This window comes from Thermovibrio sp. (assembly GCA_015488335.1).
Lineage (GTDB): Bacteria > Aquificota > Aquificia > Desulfurobacteriales > Desulfurobacteriaceae > Balnearium.
In genome coordinates, this window is record WFNZ01000025.1 from 1 (window position 1) to 15,566 (window position 15,566).

Annotated in this window: 21 protein-coding genes; 4 read left to right on the top strand and 17 right to left on the bottom strand. The window is 43.3% G+C overall.

Translation table 11 applies throughout. The annotated features are described in order from the left end of the window. The 4 genes from F8H35_RS02920 to F8H35_RS02935 all read left to right on the top strand — a co-directional run. Nucleotides 1–239: hypothetical protein (locus F8H35_RS02920; RefSeq protein WP_472572078.1), on the top strand; the 239-nt coding region annotated here is incomplete at its 5' end. Nucleotides 240–243: 4 nt separating this feature from the next. Continuing rightward, the gene (locus F8H35_RS02925; RefSeq protein WP_472572079.1) at nt 244–1,266 is read left to right on the top strand and encodes a flagellar brake protein; all 1,023 of its coding nucleotides are present in this window, start codon (nt 244–246) and stop codon (nt 1,264–1,266) included. Next, a complete protein-coding gene (locus tag F8H35_RS02930) occupies nt 1,263–1,670 on the top strand; it encodes a hypothetical protein (protein ID WP_472572080.1) in 408 nt (135 codons plus the stop codon). Before F8H35_RS02925 ends, F8H35_RS02930 begins: the two co-directional genes overlap by 4 nt. Then, nucleotides 1,639–2,103 carry a MotE family protein gene (locus F8H35_RS02935; RefSeq protein ID WP_472572081.1) on the top strand — a complete coding sequence of 155 codons (465 nt, stop codon included), beginning with the start codon at nt 1,639–1,641 and terminating at the stop codon, nt 2,101–2,103. The genes F8H35_RS02930 and F8H35_RS02935 overlap by 32 nt, the downstream gene beginning before the upstream one ends. Here F8H35_RS02935 and flhB read toward each other — a convergent pair. The 17 genes from flhB to F8H35_RS03020 all read right to left on the bottom strand — a co-directional run. Beyond that, nucleotides 2,069–3,115 (bottom strand): flagellar biosynthesis protein FlhB, encoded by a 1,047-nt coding sequence (gene flhB, locus F8H35_RS02940; protein WP_472572082.1) that lies wholly within the window; start codon nt 3,113–3,115, stop codon nt 2,069–2,071. The genes F8H35_RS02935 and flhB overlap by 35 nt on opposite strands. Further along, nucleotides 3,116–3,898 (bottom strand): flagellar biosynthetic protein FliR, encoded by a 783-nt coding sequence (locus F8H35_RS02945; protein ID WP_472572083.1) that lies wholly within the window; start codon nt 3,896–3,898, stop codon nt 3,116–3,118. Continuing rightward, nucleotides 3,895–4,164: a flagellar biosynthesis protein FliQ gene (fliQ, locus tag F8H35_RS02950; RefSeq protein ID WP_472572084.1), complete on the bottom strand. Its 270-nt coding sequence runs from the start codon at nt 4,162–4,164 to the stop codon at nt 3,895–3,897. The genes F8H35_RS02945 and fliQ overlap by 4 nt, the downstream gene beginning before the upstream one ends. Continuing rightward, nucleotides 4,161–4,874 (bottom strand): flagellar type III secretion system pore protein FliP, encoded by a 714-nt coding sequence (fliP, locus tag F8H35_RS02955; protein ID WP_472572085.1) that lies wholly within the window; start codon nt 4,872–4,874, stop codon nt 4,161–4,163. Before fliP ends, fliQ begins: the two co-directional genes overlap by 4 nt. Then, entirely contained in the window at nt 4,828–5,118 is a 291-nt protein-coding gene (locus F8H35_RS02960; RefSeq protein WP_472572086.1) for a flagellar biosynthetic protein FliO, read from the bottom strand. The genes fliP and F8H35_RS02960 overlap by 47 nt, the downstream gene beginning before the upstream one ends. Beyond that, on the bottom strand, nt 5,111–5,380 hold the full coding sequence (locus F8H35_RS02965; RefSeq protein WP_472572087.1) for a FliM/FliN family flagellar motor switch protein: 270 nt from the start codon (nt 5,378–5,380) through the stop codon (nt 5,111–5,113). The genes F8H35_RS02960 and F8H35_RS02965 overlap by 8 nt, the downstream gene beginning before the upstream one ends. Continuing rightward, nucleotides 5,343–5,858, bottom strand: coding sequence for a flagellar basal body-associated FliL family protein (locus F8H35_RS02970; protein WP_472572088.1), 516 nt, complete (start codon nt 5,856–5,858; stop codon nt 5,343–5,345). The genes F8H35_RS02965 and F8H35_RS02970 overlap by 38 nt, the downstream gene beginning before the upstream one ends. A 3-nt stretch (nt 5,859–5,861) precedes the next feature. Further along, on the bottom strand, nt 5,862–7,484 hold the full coding sequence (locus F8H35_RS02975; RefSeq protein ID WP_472572089.1) for a flagellar hook protein FlgE: 1,623 nt from the start codon (nt 7,482–7,484) through the stop codon (nt 5,862–5,864). Nucleotide 7,485: 1 nt separating this feature from the next. Continuing rightward, nucleotides 7,486–8,133 (bottom strand): flagellar hook assembly protein FlgD, encoded by a 648-nt coding sequence (locus F8H35_RS02980; protein WP_472572090.1) that lies wholly within the window; start codon nt 8,131–8,133, stop codon nt 7,486–7,488. Further along, on the bottom strand, nt 8,105–9,433 hold the full coding sequence (locus F8H35_RS02985; RefSeq protein ID WP_472572091.1) for a FliI/YscN family ATPase: 1,329 nt from the start codon (nt 9,431–9,433) through the stop codon (nt 8,105–8,107). The genes F8H35_RS02980 and F8H35_RS02985 overlap by 29 nt, the downstream gene beginning before the upstream one ends. Further along, complete coding sequence (locus F8H35_RS02990) at nt 9,405–10,067, bottom strand: FliH/SctL family protein (protein ID WP_472572092.1); 663 nt, start codon at nt 10,065–10,067, stop codon at nt 9,405–9,407. Before F8H35_RS02990 ends, F8H35_RS02985 begins: the two co-directional genes overlap by 29 nt. Beyond that, a complete protein-coding gene (gene fliF / locus F8H35_RS02995) occupies nt 10,064–11,656 on the bottom strand; it encodes a flagellar basal-body MS-ring/collar protein FliF (RefSeq protein ID WP_472572093.1) in 1,593 nt (530 codons plus the stop codon). The genes F8H35_RS02990 and fliF overlap by 4 nt, the downstream gene beginning before the upstream one ends. A gap of 15 nt (nt 11,657–11,671) precedes the next feature. Beyond that, complete coding sequence (fliE, locus tag F8H35_RS03000) at nt 11,672–11,959, bottom strand: flagellar hook-basal body complex protein FliE (protein ID WP_472572094.1); 288 nt, start codon at nt 11,957–11,959, stop codon at nt 11,672–11,674. An 8-nt stretch (nt 11,960–11,967) separates the two neighbouring features. Continuing rightward, a complete protein-coding gene (flgC, locus tag F8H35_RS03005) occupies nt 11,968–12,375 on the bottom strand; it encodes a flagellar basal body rod protein FlgC (RefSeq protein ID WP_472572095.1) in 408 nt (135 codons plus the stop codon). A gap of 2 nt (nt 12,376–12,377) precedes the next feature. Continuing rightward, nucleotides 12,378–12,749 carry a flagellar basal body rod protein FlgB gene (flgB, locus tag F8H35_RS03010; RefSeq protein WP_472572096.1) on the bottom strand — a complete coding sequence of 124 codons (372 nt, stop codon included), beginning with the start codon at nt 12,747–12,749 and terminating at the stop codon, nt 12,378–12,380. Then, nucleotides 12,724–14,664: a tetratricopeptide repeat protein gene (locus tag F8H35_RS03015; protein ID WP_472572097.1), complete on the bottom strand. Its 1,941-nt coding sequence runs from the start codon at nt 14,662–14,664 to the stop codon at nt 12,724–12,726. Before F8H35_RS03015 ends, flgB begins: the two co-directional genes overlap by 26 nt. After that, a partial coding sequence (locus tag F8H35_RS03020) for a hypothetical protein (protein ID WP_472572098.1) occupies nt 14,661–15,566 on the bottom strand: 906 nt, incomplete at its 5' end. The genes F8H35_RS03020 and F8H35_RS03015, both read right to left, overlap by 4 nt.

The following is a 15,566-nucleotide window of genomic DNA, read 5'->3' on the forward strand; positions in this document are numbered from 1 at the left end:
GAGTAAACATTATTGACTTCTCTGGGGTAATCTGTAATAAATTTCCAGCTTCTATTAAGAAAATTTATTTTAAAAAGGGCAACATATCCATTAGAAGCGCAAAAATTAAACTTAATAAGAAAAGCTACATCAGAATAGAAAATCTAACAGCACAAAAAGTAAGGAATATTTGTAGCTTTATTGAGAAGGTTAAAATCGCTTATGCTACAATAACGGAGTCTAAACTCCCTGAGGAATAGACCTATGCGGAATCTGAGCTTTCTGAAGCTGCCTCAAGCTGGTGTAGATACTGTTATTACTTTCATCCTCATTCTTGCTGTCCTTATTCTGAGCTTGATTTTAATAGGCCTAATAAGGGAATACCTAAGAGGAAAGAAGCTAAAGGATTACTTCTTTAAAGAAGCGTATGAGAGAGGGCTATCTGAAAAAGAGGCTCAGATAATATGGGAGTACTCACTGAAGTTGGGAAGAGATCCTTTCCTTGCACTGGAGTTTAAAGCCCCCTTTGAAAAAGTGGTTGATCTATACCTTAAAACAGACCCAAACGCAGACGAAAAGCTGATTCAGGATATGAGGTCAAAATTAGGGTTTGATTACGTCCCCTACTTTGTCCCTCTCGTTTCAACAAAAGATATAGAACTCTTCCAACCTGCAAAGCTTTACACCCAAACCAAAGAAGGTTTTGAAGTTGCCCTTTTTGACAAAGATGAAAAGTTTATGTACTGGGCAGTTATTGATAAAAAGAGCATTCCAAATTTAGTAGGTCAGAATGTAACCATTTCTTTCGTCAGACGGGGAGACGGTATCTACAAGTTTGAAGGTGTTGTTGAGGACATGTTTACAGAAAATGGAAAAACTATTCTCAAAATTCCACACACTTTTGAACTTACCCGGTATCAGAGAAGGGAGTACACAAGAGTGGAAGTTGAAGTTCCCGTTAAAGTTGGAATCAGAATCGGCGAAGAAGTTAAATGGATTAAAGGGGAAATCGTTGACATATCTGCTGGTGGAGCTAAGGTTTGTATCTCTCTAAGCGAGTACCAGTCTGAAATTCAACCAACAACTGATTTAATGTTAAGTTTTATCCTGTCAGGAAAACAGTTAAACTTTAAAGCTACTGTCGTTAACGTTTACCCCAGAAGACATGCCACCTGCTACGGCGTAAAATTTGAAAAGATCAAGCCGGAAGAACAGAAGTTTATACACGACTTCGTTAAGAAAGAACAGCAGAAACTGGCACAGCTGATGGTGAAACACAGAGGATGAAAGGAATTGAAACCGTTTTAAGGGTGAAGAAGAGGGAGCTCTCTGATGAAGAGAGAAAACTGAAGGAGCTCCTCTCAAAAGCCGAAGAGGTGAAGTTAAAGAAAAAAGGGCTCCAGGAAAAACTCAACTCTCTCAATAAGCTTACTGTAAAAAGCCCCGTTGAGTTGGGTTTCTGGAATGAAACTGGAAAGGCACTTTTGAAAGAGCTGAGGAAAGTTAAAGAAGAGTTAGAATTCCTAAGAAAGGAAATAGACAAGCAGAGAGACAAAGTAGCAGTTAAAAGTGGAGAGGTTAAAGCGGTAGAGAAATTTATTGAGAAGAGGGAAAGGGAGAAAGAAAGGAGAGAGGAGCTCCTTTTAGAGAGGTTTATCCATGAGGTTCTTAGTAGCCGCTATACTGATTAGCCTGCTGGTTCCCAACGCACTGGGACAGGAACAGGTAGAGAAGAAAGAGACCCAGAAAGAGATAGAGAAACTCCTGTCCTTGAAGAAAGAGGTTGAATCACTGATAGAGAAAAACCAAGAGCTTTTGCAGAAGATAGAACAGGAGAGGAAAGCCTTAAAACGGGAAAGAGAAGAGTTCCAGAAAGAGATTCGGAGAGTTCAGTCTGAAAGGTATAAAAAACTTGCACAGATGTTTTCGAAGATGGATCCAGAAATGGCAGGCCAGAAGATATCTGCAATGACAGACCCGAAAGAGGCAGCCTACATACTCTACAACATGAAGAGCAGAATAGCAGGAGAGATACTGAACTACGTAGATCCGAAAATGGTTGACCAGATAGTTAAGATACTGACGAACCTTAAGGCTTCATCCCCCTCTGGCGGTAAATCTTAGCCAGAATCCTGGCAACTGCCCTGTAGAGCTCCTCCGGTATGTAATCTCCAACTTCACAGGTTTCGTAAAGAGTTCTGGCAAGTTCTGGATTCTCTTCTATCGGAACACCATTTTCAAGGGCAATCTCCCTTATCTTAAGAGCTACAGAGTCGGCTCCCTTAGCAACAACTTTTGGAGCGTGCATCTTACCCCTCTCATACTTCAGGGCAACGGCGTAGTGGGTTGGGTTCGTAATAACAACGTCTGCCTTTGGAACCTCCGCCATCATCCGTTTCATTGCTATCTCTCTCTGGCGGCGCCTTATGGCAGACTTGATAAGGGGATGTCCCTCCTGTTGCTTCCTCTCCTCTTTAACCTCCTGCTTGCTCATCTTCAGGTTCTCTTCGTACTCCCAACGCCTGAAAAGGTAGTCAACTCCGGCAATCGGAATAGAGAGAAGACCAAATGCAAAGAAGAGGAGAACAGAATCCTTTACAAGGAAGTAGACTTCATCTCCGAAAGAGATAAAGGAGAGGGAACTGAAGCCTGAGAGGGTATGAACCACAGTGTAGTATCCCAGAGCAACGGCAACTGTTAGTTTTAGAGAGCTCTTTAACGTTTCAAACAGAGTCTTGAAAGAGAAAACCCTCTGAATTCCCGTAATAGGGTTAACGTTAGATAGTTTGGGAACCAAAGGTTTAAGCGTAAAAATGAACCCAAACTGAACAACGTTTCCGAAAATACCAACTATAAGAAGAACTGTAAAAACGGGAAGGATCAAAAAGAAGAAAACATACACAGATGTTAACAGTAGAGGGGAGAGATCTAAGTAGGCCGATTGGGAAAATACATAGTAAACGTAATCTTTGAGTTTTTTAAAAGCAAAAGGTATGTAAAAAATAAGAATAATAGAAACAGCAATTAGAGATAAAGCTATAGGAACGTCCTGACTCTTTAAAACCTGACCTTCTTCCCGTGCCTTCTGACGCCGCCGCGGAGTCGCCTTTTCGGTTTTTGAAGGGTCTTTTGCCACTTATCCTCCTAAAATTCTGAAAACGGTCAGAAATTCCTCAATAAATCTTTCAACCAGCCCTCTGGTGAAGTAGATTAGAGCGGAAAATCCGACAGTAAGGAGAAAAAGCCCTACAAAGAGCTGAACAGGAAGACCAACTATAAAAACGTTTATTTGAGGAATAAGCCTGTTTATCAGAGCAAGTGCAAGGTTTGTTATAAAGAGCGCTAATAGAAACGGAAAGGCCATTTTGAAAGAGAGGAAAAAGAGGAGAGCTCCCTCTTTCAGGAAAAACCGGTATAGAGGCTCAGAGAGATTGAAAGCACCTACTGGAACGACTTTAAAACTCTCAAAGAGAGCTCCGATAAATACCCTGTAGGCACCGGTGGAGAAGAAAACTGCGTAAAAAAGAAGAACGAAGAAGCGCCCCAGAACGGAGACCATACCGAAAGTCGGGTCAAACATATTGACAACGGTAAGACCCATCATGTAGGAGATAAGCTCTGCGGCGTATATGGTTATACTGTAGAAGATAAAGGCAACAAGGGAGAGGAAAATGCCAACGAGAACCTCTTTTAAAACTAAAAGAGCAAGCTCTAAGAGCGGAAGCTGTGTAAGGTCAACAGAGCCGTTAACGTAGGGAAGTATGAAGAAAGAGAGGGCAAGGATCAGGAGAACTTTCACATTTGGCGGAATAAAAGGAGTTGAGAAGAAGGGAAAGGAAATAAAAAGGGAAGAGAGCCTTACAAGAACCAGAAGGAAAATGCCGAAGTGGGCAGAGAGGTAGCCAACAAGCTCACTCATCTCACCATCTGAAGAAGGTACTGGAAGTTCTCTTTGGTGTACTCAACAAGCTTTATAAACATCCAGCCGCCGAAGATAAAGACAGAGATGAGAGCGGCTAGAATTTTGGGAATGAAAGTTAAGGTCATTTCGTGGATCTGGGTTGCAGCCTGAAAAACGCTAATAAGAACGCCAACAATGAAGGTAATTACGAGGACGGGAGCTCCCACAACAAGAGCCACCTCCATCATCTTCTGTCCCAAAAAGATAACCTGGTCAACCGTCATCTGTAGCTCAGTATAATGGATTTAACGAGAAGTTCCCATCCACCGGAAACGACAAAGAGTATAAGCTTAAAAGGAAGAGAGAGCATCATAGGTGGAATCATCATCATTCCCATAGACATCAGAATACTGGCAACTAAAAGGTCTATAACGATAAATGGAAGGTAGATCACAAAGACAAACTCAAAGGCCGTTTTTATCTCACTGACCATAAATGCCGGGATTAAAGTTATCATTGAAATTTCCTGAGGGGATGAAGGTTTCTCTCCTCTTATGTCTAAAAAGAGTTTCAGATCTTCCTTTCTGGTATTCCTTAACATAAACTCCTTCAGCGGAACAGTGGCTCTTTCAACGGCCGCAACGTCTGAGAGCTCCCCCCTCAGGTAGGGCTGAAGCGCAACCTCATCTATTTTCTTAAAAGTGGGAGCCATTGTGAAAAGGGTGAGAAAGAGCGAAAGGGCGATGATTACCTGGTTGGGCGGAGTTTGAGGAGTTCCAAGGGCATGGCGGAGAAGGGACAGGATTATTACTATCCTCGTAAAGCTCGTAACAGTTATGAGAATTGAAGGAGCAAGGGCGAGAACGGTTATCAGGAAAAGGATCTTCAGAGTTATGTCAACGTGGCCTAAAGAGCTGGCAATTTCAGAGACAGTTTGACCATAAGCGTTAATCGGAAGAAGAACTATCGGAAGAAGTCTCAGAGCTTTCTTCATCTTTCCACTCTCTCAGAACTTTAACCTCCCCTCTACTGTGACAGCAGAGGAACGTGGTTCCCCTTACCTTAAAGAGGATTAGGGAGCTTTCCCTGTCTATCGGGTACCTATCCAGAACCTCAATCTCCCTCCGGCCGCCCCTCCTCAAGTTCGGATTAAACTTCACAACGAAAAAGTAAACTGCTAAGAGGCCTAAGATAACAAAGAGTGAATTAAAGAGAAACTTCAAGGCCTCGTCAGACAAGGTCAACCAACCTCAGGCTTATTTTATCGTTTATGACTATTATCTCCCCTATTCCAAAATCCTGATCGTTGAGTTTAACGTCAAGGTAGTCCTCAAGTTTCTTGTCAAAGACGATAAGATCCCCCTCCTTCAGTTTGAGAACCTTTGAGAGGGGGAGCTCCTTATTTCCCAGAACAAGGGAAATTTTAAGCTTTATATCTCCAAACTTCTCAATTTCCTCTACACTATCCTGTCTGGATGATGAACTCTGTGAAGTAGACATTCTTCACTCCACCAAGGGGAAGAATTGCGTTAACTCTCTTTGCTATCTCTTCCTTCAAAAACTCTATCCCTTCAGGGGTTCTTATGTCGGAGCTCCTTTTAGTAAGGAGAAGAGTGGTAATAGCATCCTTTATCTCCGGAAGCCTTTTCTGAGCTTCCTGCTGAACCTTCTGGTCTTTAAGCTCTAAAACTATTGAAACTTTCAAGTATCTTTCTATGTCCGGATCTGCCAGATTAACAACAAAAGTGCCTAAGTCAAACATTACCCCCACGTTCTCGGTAGCCTTTATCTCCTCTATTATCTTCTCGGCCTGTTTCTCTTTCGTCTCGGCCGCTTTTTTCTTATCAAGAACTAAAAACTTATAGGCAGCACCACCACCGGCAGCAACAAGAAGAACTATTAAGAGCAGGAAGATGAGCTTCTTCTTACCACCACCCTTCTCTTCCTGCTCCTGATTTACCTTTTCCTCCTCAGCCATCTACTACCTCTTGATGTTCATAGTCTCCTGGAGTATCTGGTCGTCTGTTGTGATAACTCTGGCATTTGCCTGGTAAGAACGCTGGGCAGTTATAAGCTTAATAAACTCGTTGGCTATGTCAACGTTAGACATCTCAAGCATACCGCTCCTTATCTTTGAAACAACTCCTCCGGGCATAATAACCGGCGTATAGGTTTGAACATTTGGAACGTAGAGCCAGCTACCCTTTCTGACGAGCATCTCTTTATCCTTAAAGTTTGCAACAGCAAGCCTTGCAATATTTCTAACTCTTCCGTTTGTATAAGAGGCCTTAATAATCCCATCTTCACTTACAGAAACAGACATCAGATCTCCTTTACTGTTTCCGTCTTGTTCTGCGTAGAACATAAAGTCAGAAGCAAGCTGCCTCAGGTTAAGGATGTTGAAAGAAAGGGAAATGGGAGCAGCTCCGTTGTTCAGGTCAACCGGTGCCGTAGCTATTCGCTTGGGATCTAAGGCATTGGTTGACTCAGAGGTGTCGTAAGTCTGATAGCCTGAAACGGTAATTGAATCGCTGTTTCCGTTGTGGGCAAGCTCAGATATGTAAATCTTACCGTTTGAGTAGTCTATCGTTCCCCTGACATCTCCTGTTTCCTTGTCTATAAGCTTTCCCTTTCCGTTGTCTATCAGTGTTCTGGTGATGTTGCCTACGGTATAGGTAATTTCCCCTATACTACCGGGAACAACGGGAGTGTTTGAAAGGGTAAAAGTTCCATCGTCGTTTGCATCTTCTGTATCGGTTTCCGTTCCCTGAGTGGTTACAGCACCGTAGCCTTTTATGGCAGTATCGTCTATTGTTCCATCTGTTTTAAACTTTACCTTCAAAAAGGCATAGTTCTGATTATCTTTCGGAATCTCTACCGGCTTCCCGTCAATCATCGCAAAGATAAGCCAGTAAGCTTCACCGTTATCGTTTTTGTGAATGAAGTAGTAGTCAAGCTCGTGGGGGTTTCCTAAAGAGTCGTAGATAGTAACAGCGTTAACGTAATTGTAGGTATCTGAGTTTGCAGGGTTGAAGATTGACTCGTCAACATCTGCAGTGTTGGGGTTGTCTACTATAAACTGAGCCCTTGAATCAAGGTTGCTCGGGTCTTTAAAGGCAACGTAGGTTGTAGCTTTCGGATCCATACTCATAGGAACGTTTATGTTGCCAATAGCCCCCGCCACGTTGCCGTTTTCATCAAGCATCCAGCCCTGAACTTTCATGCCAAGCATGTTTATTATGTCACCGTTGGCGTCAAGTCTGAACTGGCCGTTTCTCGTGTAGTAGGTAGCCCCGGCCTTGTCTTTAACCATAAAGAAGCCTTCCCCGTCTAATGCAAGGTCAAGGGGGTTGTTTGTATTCTTAAAGGTTCCCTGACTGAAGTCTTTAACAGTTGCGCTTATGAACGTTCCACCGCCTATTTCCTGATTGACGGGAGCTCCGTTTTTAAAAGTGGTCAAGCTCCTTGCGAGAAGGTCCTCAAAAACTGCGTTCTCTGCTTTATAACCTACAGTATTAACGTTGGCAATGTTGTCTGAGATAACAGAGAGCCACTTCTTATCGGCAGAGAGACCTGTAAACGCAGTGTAGAAAGACTGCAGCATCTCAACCTCCTATTCCAATTACGTTTTCAAGAGGTATTTCCTCAACAGAGGTAGTAAGGTAAACGCCACTCTCTTTTTTCCTAACACCATCAACTAAGGCAAAACTTTCAAGGTCAACGTCAACAGGGTTTCCATTGCTGTCTTTTGCCAGAACCGAGACCGTATAGTATCCGTTCTGTAAAGAAGGGTTATCTATCTCCACAGGATAACTGCCAGAGGAAAGATCTGTAAACTCTTTCCTGTCAACAACGTTTCCTTTAGAGTCTTTAACAACAACCTCAACGTAAGAAGCCGGTTTTTTCAGCTCAAAGTAGAACTTTCCTTTTCCATCTTTAACGTAAGTTTTATCACCCTGATAGAGAACTTCTTTTCCTATAAATGAAGTCGCATAGAAGAGCTCCGTGGATTTTAAAGAATTTTTCAGGTCATCTACGCTGTTCTCAAAGGAGTTTAAAACCTCCATCTCCCTGAGCTTAACAGAGTTGTTGATGAAGTCGGAGATGTTCTCCGCCTGCAACGGATCCTGCCACTCTATCGTTGCAAGGAGAACTTTCAAAAACTGCTCTTTTGTCATTTTTGAGTTGTCGTAATCGGGCCCTACAACTTTTACCTGTGATTCATTATTCAAGAAGATGCCGTCCACACCCATGGAGTTCTCCCTCCTTGAGTATAGAGTCTACCAAATTCTGAAGCTGAAGAAGGGACTCGTTGAAAGGAACTTTCTCATCTATTCCCTGTCTTACAAAGTTTTCCAGTCTCCTGTGGGCAGAAATGGAGAGGTCTATTAAAGGAGATGACCCTGCCTTGTAAAGGCCTAACTGAATGAGCTCCCTGTTTTCCCTGTAGATGCTCTCTAACTTAAAAACAACCGCTTGCTCTTTAAGAACTTCCTCAGGTAGAAGCTGAGGGGTTAAACGGCTTACGCTCTTTAAAATATCAACTGCAGGAAAGAGCCTTCTGTTTGCCATCTCCCTTGAGAGAACTATGTGTCCGTCTAAAAGACCAACAGAGGCGTCTGCCACAGGGTCAAGGGAGATATCATCACCTTCAACCAAAACTGTAAAGATACCGGTTATGCTCCCACCCTTAGAGAAATTCCCTGCCCTCTCTATAAGCCTTGCAAGGCTGGAAAATACAGAAGGGGTATAGCCCTTTGAAGTTGGGGGCTCTCCTACAGAAAGACCTATCTCCCTCTGCGCCATGGCAAACCTTGTAAGTGAATCAAGGAGAAGAAGAACATCTTTACCCTGCGATGAGAAGTACTCAGCAACGGCAAGTGCAGTGTGGGCAGCCCGTATCTTGGCAAGAGGTGGCATATCAGACGTTGCAACAACAACCACTGAGCGGGCAAGCCCTTCTTTTCCCAAACAGTCCTCTAAAAACTCTTTTACCTCTCTTCCTCTCTCCCCTATAAGAGCGACAACGTTGACGTCTGCAGAAGTGTAGCGGGCAACCATTCCAAGGAGAGTGCTTTTCCCAACTCCAGCTCCAGCAAATATTCCTAACCTCTGCCCTTTACCTACCGTTAAGAGGGAGTTTATTACTCTGATTCCCAGGTCAAGGGGTTCCTTTATCCTTTCCCTTTCTAACGGATTAACGGGAACAGGCTTAAGGGGAACAAAGTCTGTTGGGATAAACTCCTTCCCGTTGAGAACGTTGCCAAACGGGTCAACAACGGCTCCTAATAGGGAGTCTCCAACGGGAAACTTCAAACCTGAGAGTTTAGCTTCAACTTCTGACCCTAGGGTAACACCACTGGGGTCATCGTAGGCCATAAGGAGAGTCTTTCCTTCCTTAAAACCAACGACTTCTGCTTCTAAGGAGCCGTTAACGGTGCAGAAGTCCCCTATACGAACCTTTGGAAGCTTTGCCTCTATAACGGCACCCTTAACGCCTAAAACCTTTCCCTTTACTCTGTACTTAGGTAAGTTTCTTAACCTCTCTTTCAAGCTCTTCCCTCAGAAGGTTCAGCTTCTCTTTCAGTTTTGACTCAAGTGTAAACTCTTTAAAGGTTAAACGAAAGTCGTTCTCTCCAAGCTCTTCGTTTACTTTTACGTGCTCGCCGGTAAGCAGTTTTCCAAGCTCTTTGCCCACTTCAACGGAGAGAAGCTCCTCAGAGGAGAACGTTGAGAGGAGCTCCTCTAAACTCCTCTTAACAAAGGGAGCATTCTCTGGGGAGATATAGAGGAACTCTAAGATTTCCATCAACGAATCGGCAACAGACTTGAGAAAATCTGATATAACGGCGTTTCCTTTTTCTTCAATTTGGAAAACTAAACTGTCAAGGTTTTTCTTGAGAACAGAGAGTTTTTCGTTGTATGATTTCTCCATCTCCTCTAAAGAGGATTTCATTTTAGTTTCAAGTTCTGAACGGGCTTTCTCTACTCCTTCCCGAAAGCCTTTTCTGTAGGCTTCTTCTTTCGCCTTCTCCATCTCTCTCCTGTAGTGTTCCTGAAGTTTAAGGAGCTCCTCCCTGTAAAAAGCTTCCAGCTCCTCAAGGCTTCTCTCCTCTCCCTCTTTCTCCTTAGCTTCCGTTTTCTTATTAACTTCAAGGAAGGGAGAGAAATCTTCAAGGTCTATCATCTGAGCCCCTCCTCCTTCAGCCACTTGCTTATAACGTTTGTGAGGAGCTCCGGGTAGTCTTTCCCGATCTCAACAATCTTGAGGTAGATGGGATCCTGCTCTAGTTTAATCTCCTCAAGCTCTTCCTCGTGCTTCTTGCGAGCTTCCATTTCTGCCATAAGGGCTTCAGGGAGCTGAGTTTCAGTCGGAATCTCCTCTTTACCCTTCCCTTTCAGGAGTTTAAAGGCCAGAGCTCCCAAAATCAGCAATCCTAAAACACCGCCGGCAAGGGCGTAGTAGAGCCACTTCGTCTCCTCTCTGGCTTTAGGATGGCCCATAAGGAGTTTGGCCTCAAAGGGAACACTGGCAACGGTTACAACGTCTCCCCTCTTCGGATCGTAACCTATCGCACTTTTAACTATCTGCTCGTAAGTTTTTATCTCCTGTGGAGACCTGGGAACAAATTTGTACTCAATAGTTCCATCTTTTGTCTTAACTTTTTCGTACTTCCCGTCAACCAAAACTCCTACAGTTATCCTCTTTATCTTGAAAACGGGAGTAAATGACTCTTCAATCGTTTTTGAAACATCATAGTTGGTTGTTACATCTTTCTTCTCTTTTTTAACAACCTGTTGATTGGCCTCCAGGTTCACTACAGGTGGAACGTTGGTTGTTGTGCCGGGAGCCCCCTGAGGTTTCTTCTTCACTCCCGTTTCTCTCTCTTGAACCTTCCTCTGGCTTACAACTGCAGTCATATCCGGGTTGTAGATCTCTTTCTTTGTCTGAACTTTACCGGTTTCAATCTCTACAGAGGCCCTTACCACAACCTTACTTCCACCAAGAACCTGAGAGAGCATAGACTGAACTTTTCTTTCAATCTCCCTTTCAAGTTTTTGCTTTATCTGGAGCTCCTTACTTGCACCGGTCTCATCCTCACTTCCAGATAGGAGATCGGTCAGAACTCTTCCCCTATCGTCAACAACGGTAACGTTTTCCGGTTTTAAGCCGGGAACAGCGTGGGAAACCAAAAAGACAATGGCTTTAACTTGCTCAGGAGTTAAGTCTCTGCCAGGCCAGAGTTCCACAAGAACAGAAGCTTTAGGTTCCTGAGAAGGCCTCACAAAGATGGAATCCTTAGGAAGAGCTATGTTTACTTTAACGTCCTTTACTGCGTCTATACGCCTTATAGTCCTCTCAAGCTCTCCCTCTAAAGCCCTCAGGTATTCAACGTCCTGCTGAAACTGGGTTATCCCTAACTTCGTCTGATCAAATATCTCAAAACCGACAACCTTACCGTGTGGAATCCCCTTTGCAGCGAGTTTAAGCCTGATGTCGTAAACCTTATCCCTAGGAACGAGAATTATGGAACCGTCTCCTACAACTTTGTAAGGAATGTGCTCCTGCTGGAGAACGGAAAGTATCTCGCCAGCGTCATCAGGACTCAGGTGGGTGTAGAGAACGGCATATCCCTGGGAAGAATGCCTGCTTGCAACGATAAAGGTCAAAAAGGAGAGGAGAGTGAGCGCTCCCAGAACAAGGGCAATATTCTTCAGGTTAGCCTTTTCCCTTAAAAAGGCCTCTGCTTTTCCTCTTATCTCGTCAAACTTCAAGGAACCCTCTCTCTGTTAGACCTGCATTCTCATTATTTCCTGATAGCTCTCAAGCGCTTTATTTCTTATCTCGGTCAAAAGGCGCAGAGAAAGGTCTGCCTTTTCTATCGTGAACATGGCTTCTTCTATGTTTTTAACCTTTCCCTCAGAGAGAGCTCTCTCAATTTCCCTTGCAGAGAGCTGCTGAGAGTTAACTTCTTTCAGGAAATCTTCCAAAATACGAGAAAAAGAGCTGTTATTATCTTTCTTCCTATTCTCTAAAGAAATCAAATCCGGAAAATTAACGTTAAGCTCTATTTTCATAATACCCCCTAAGCCCTTAGTATTTCAACAGCATTGAGGATACTGTTCTTATAGGTATTAAAGGCCGTCAGATTGGCCTCGTAGCTTCTCATCGCAGATATCATATCTACCATCTCTTTAACGGGATCAACGTTGGGAAGCTTCACATAACCGTTCTTATCGGCCAAAGGACTTGAAGGATCATACTTGAGACGAAAAGGGGACGGATCTTCAACAACTTTCTTTACCTTCACTCTGTAAACAGACACATCTCCTGAACTGTCCAAAACTGCTTCAAATATGGGAACCTTTCTCCTGTAAGGTCTTCCATTTTCGTCTACAGAATTGGCATTTGCAAGGTTACTTGAAGCTATGTCCATCCTCACCCGTTGAACCAGCATTCCTGTAAGGGAGACCTCAAGTCCTTTGAATATCACTTCTACCTCCCCTGAATAACCAGCTTAAGTTTCCCTATCTCTTTCCTCAAAGCTTCGTTTATCAACCTTATCATCAGGTTAGACTCTGCAAGTTTCGCCAGCTCTTTATCAAGGTTGACTTTGTTGTTGTCGTAACCTGAATAGTCTGGAGAGTCAATCATCTTAAACTGAGAACGGGGCTGCTGAGGGTCTATGTGGCGGGGGTCTGTCCTCTTCAGTTGGAGCTCCTTTTCAAGCTCCCTTTCAAAGATCAGGTCTTTTGGTCTGTAGTTTGGAGTATCTACGTTTGCAATGTTCCCCTGTATCACTTCAGAGCGGCGGAAGAAGTAAGAAGCTCCTACCTCAAGCTCACTTAACGGTTTGAAAAGTCCCAAGGCTCTCCTCCCCTAAAAGGGCATCTTCATAAGTAGTTCTGGCAAGCAGAGATAGACTGTCAACACAGCCTTTTATCTCCCTGTAACTTCTCTTTGCCACGTTCAGCTTTCCCAACCTCACAGCCGAAATAGTTAAATAGCTGTCAACGAAACAGTTTCTATAACCAGCCCTATCAAGGTCTTCGGCCAACCGAAGGGCAATACTGTAACTCTCCTTCAAAAGAGCCGTTTGAAGAAGGTTGTCTAAAGCTGCCCTAACAACAGGGTCATTACCGTAACCCTTCAGAAGGCCGTCCCTGTTTTCCAGGTAAATCCTGAACGCAGAGTCAACATTTCCCCGTTTAGAGTAACCGGCCAAAACTACTGCCAATAATTTTACCCTCTTTTTCTCCCCACATACGTTTATAAGCTCCTCAGGAGGCAGAGGTGTTCTACCGGCAACAAGCTGAATCTCTGAGTAGATGAGTTTATAGCGGCAGGAGTTCCTGTTCTTAACCTTTTGCAGAACCTTCAAAGCTTCTGAAAAGTCCTTATCGTCAAAGAGGGCCTCTGCCATGAGAAGCCTGCTCTCATCGTCTCTCCAGCGGTTGACCATGTAGGAGAGGAGCTCCACTCTCAACTTCCGCTGGTTGCACACCTTCAGGTCTGAGGCAAACTTCAGGAGGACTTCTTTTCCAAATATCTCCTGAAAGAACCGGGGATTTGCTCTGTAAAGCTTACATCCTTTCTTAGGAGGAAGCTTGAGAAGGTAAGGTTCCCAGAGGTATCTCAGGAACTCTCTCTGCTCGTACTTTACCTGTTGTGGAAAGACCAGAGAAACCTCCCAGAGGAGCCGGCGGAAAACGTTGGGGGGAGCTCCTATGTCAAAAATCAGATAACCTAAATCTGCAAGGGCATATATGCCCACGTACGTTGTTCTGTAGTTAACCAAAAGATTTACTATGTAGTTTATGGGGTCTTTAAACGCTTTATCACCAGTGAGGAGAGCTCTGTACTTTATGTCTGGATCCTTCATCATAGGGATGATTTTGAGCCTTGCAACGAAACTCTCTGTAGATTTTGGATAGTCACGGATAACTGAGTAGTAGTACACAAATGATAGCTTCTTATTTCCCCGTTTTAGCTCTATATCCCCCAAACGGAGAACAGCTTTCCTGACAACGGCAGGATCTTTTGTGAGTGAAGCTATCCTCCTAAAAACCTGTTCTGCAAGGGTCAAATTTCCGGTTCTGTATATATCCTCAGCAACTAACAGGTAGTACTCGGGATTGTCTATCAGGAAATCCTCAAACTCTTTGTAGAGTTTAAAAAAGTAGGGAAGGGCATATCTATACTTGCCCTGCGAAAAGAGAATAAGCCCCTTTAAGAACTCTACCTCTTTTTCTTCTTGAGGGTTGAGTTTTGAAGTAGAAACCAGAATGAAGTACTCATCTACAATGTCGTTCCTTCTACTCCAGACAGCAGTTCTGACAATTCCTATCGTTGTATCTATTTTCTGCTGCGGAGTTTTGGCTGACAAGAACGCAACTCTGTAAACGGCAAGGGCCTGCTCATAGAAAGAGAGAGCTTCGTATATCTTTGCCTTCGTGTAGTAGTAATCCCAGGGGAGCTCCCTGTTTCCCACAGATATAAAGTAGAGCTGAAGGTAATTAAGGGCCTGCCAGAAAAACTTTTTGTTTCCCGTTTTTCTGCCTATAGCGTAATAGGTTTTTGCAAGCATGAGAAGACTTTTAGAGTAGTACTTTGAGCCAGGCTTGAGAAGCTTCAGAAAATAGTCAAGAGCTGTGGAGTAAGAACCTATCCTAAACTGCTGAACACCCTTTTTATACAGAACGGCATCCTTATCTACAGTAATAGCCTCTACTCTTTGGAAGGTAAAAAGAAGAAAAAAGCAAAAAATGATAAACCACCTCAAACCTTCAGCTCCAGCTTTTTAGAAGCTTCTTCAGGAGACAGCGTATAGCGTCCCTTCCTCTGCTTAAGAGTAATTTTACCCGGAATAAAGCCGGAGTTCTCAATAACAGCAGTAATGTCCCTTAAAGTTGAAGGGTCAAGTTGCATATTACCCAAAAGATTTAGATTTAAATTCAGAACTTTCCCCTTAACAGTAGCAAGTAGTTTTAAATTCCTATCAACGTAGGAAACCTGAAAGTCTGTATCCCCTCTTAAATCCTGAAAGTGAAAGGAGTGGTTCAACCCATCCGAGAAACCGGAGCTGGAGTCAGACCTACCATCTGAAGAGTGCTCTGGCAAATAGGAAAAGGAAACAGTAGAAAGAGAAGTGTCGTGCAAGGTATTAATTTCACTTGAATGAAAACGGTGTTGAAACTGAGAGCCTTTATCCGATAATAGAGGTTGAGGGTTTTCAAAACTAACAGAAAAAAGGTGGACAGGAGCGGGGAAACTCCTGTCCACTACCGCCCTCTTAAGAGCGGGGTACTTGCCGGGGGGAAAGGATGATTTGGTATCTCCTATTATCCTAAATTTTCTATCAGATTTAAAAGCAAAATTGTTAATTCCAACTCTATATTTTGCCTTCATAAATGATGTCTTCCTTTCAAACCGGAGAAATGAGCCACTACTTTCAGATTCAATATAAAATTTAGGAGCAGTAACAGGAACAAAGTTTTTATTCTGGTTCCTATCAAAAAAAGATGTAGACACTTTGAACGGAAGACTTTTCTTTAACTTAGGAAGTTTTCCAACTAAAACCCCATTTTCAAAAGCAAATAATGGAGGATTTACATCTATAAGTCGCTCATTAGTAGAGAAGCTCCTCACATCAATTACACTTCTTTGGTAAACAGAGAAATAGAT

What these genes read in the sequence shown, in the direction of transcription:
- F8H35_RS02925 (WP_472572079.1), top strand. Translation starts at nt 244, where the DNA reads ATGCGGAATCTGAGCTTTCTGAAGCTGCCTCAAGCTGGTGTAGATACT.
- F8H35_RS02930 (WP_472572080.1), top strand. Translation starts at nt 1,263, where the DNA reads ATGAAAGGAATTGAAACCGTTTTAAGGGTGAAGAAGAGGGAGCTCTCT.
- F8H35_RS02935 (WP_472572081.1), top strand. Translation starts at nt 1,639, where the DNA reads ATGAGGTTCTTAGTAGCCGCTATACTGATTAGCCTGCTGGTTCCCAAC.
- F8H35_RS02945 (WP_472572083.1), bottom strand. Translation starts at nt 3,898, where the DNA reads ATGAGTGAGCTTGTTGGCTACCTCTCTGCCCACTTCGGCATTTTCCTT.
- fliQ (WP_472572084.1), bottom strand. Translation starts at nt 4,164, where the DNA reads ATGACGGTTGACCAGGTTATCTTTTTGGGACAGAAGATGATGGAGGTG.
- fliP (WP_472572085.1), bottom strand. Translation starts at nt 4,874, where the DNA reads ATGAAGAAAGCTCTGAGACTTCTTCCGATAGTTCTTCTTCCGATTAAC.
- F8H35_RS02965 (WP_472572087.1), bottom strand. Translation starts at nt 5,380, where the DNA reads ATGTCTACTTCACAGAGTTCATCATCCAGACAGGATAGTGTAGAGGAA.
- F8H35_RS02970 (WP_472572088.1), bottom strand. Translation starts at nt 5,858, where the DNA reads ATGGCTGAGGAGGAAAAGGTAAATCAGGAGCAGGAAGAGAAGGGTGGT.
- F8H35_RS02975 (WP_472572089.1), bottom strand. Translation starts at nt 7,484, where the DNA reads ATGCTGCAGTCTTTCTACACTGCGTTTACAGGTCTCTCTGCCGATAAG.
- F8H35_RS02980 (WP_472572090.1), bottom strand. Translation starts at nt 8,133, where the DNA reads ATGGGTGTGGACGGCATCTTCTTGAATAATGAATCACAGGTAAAAGTT.
- F8H35_RS02990 (WP_472572092.1), bottom strand. Translation starts at nt 10,067, where the DNA reads ATGATAGACCTTGAAGATTTCTCTCCCTTCCTTGAAGTTAATAAGAAA.
- fliE (WP_472572094.1), bottom strand. Translation starts at nt 11,959, where the DNA reads ATGAAAATAGAGCTTAACGTTAATTTTCCGGATTTGATTTCTTTAGAG.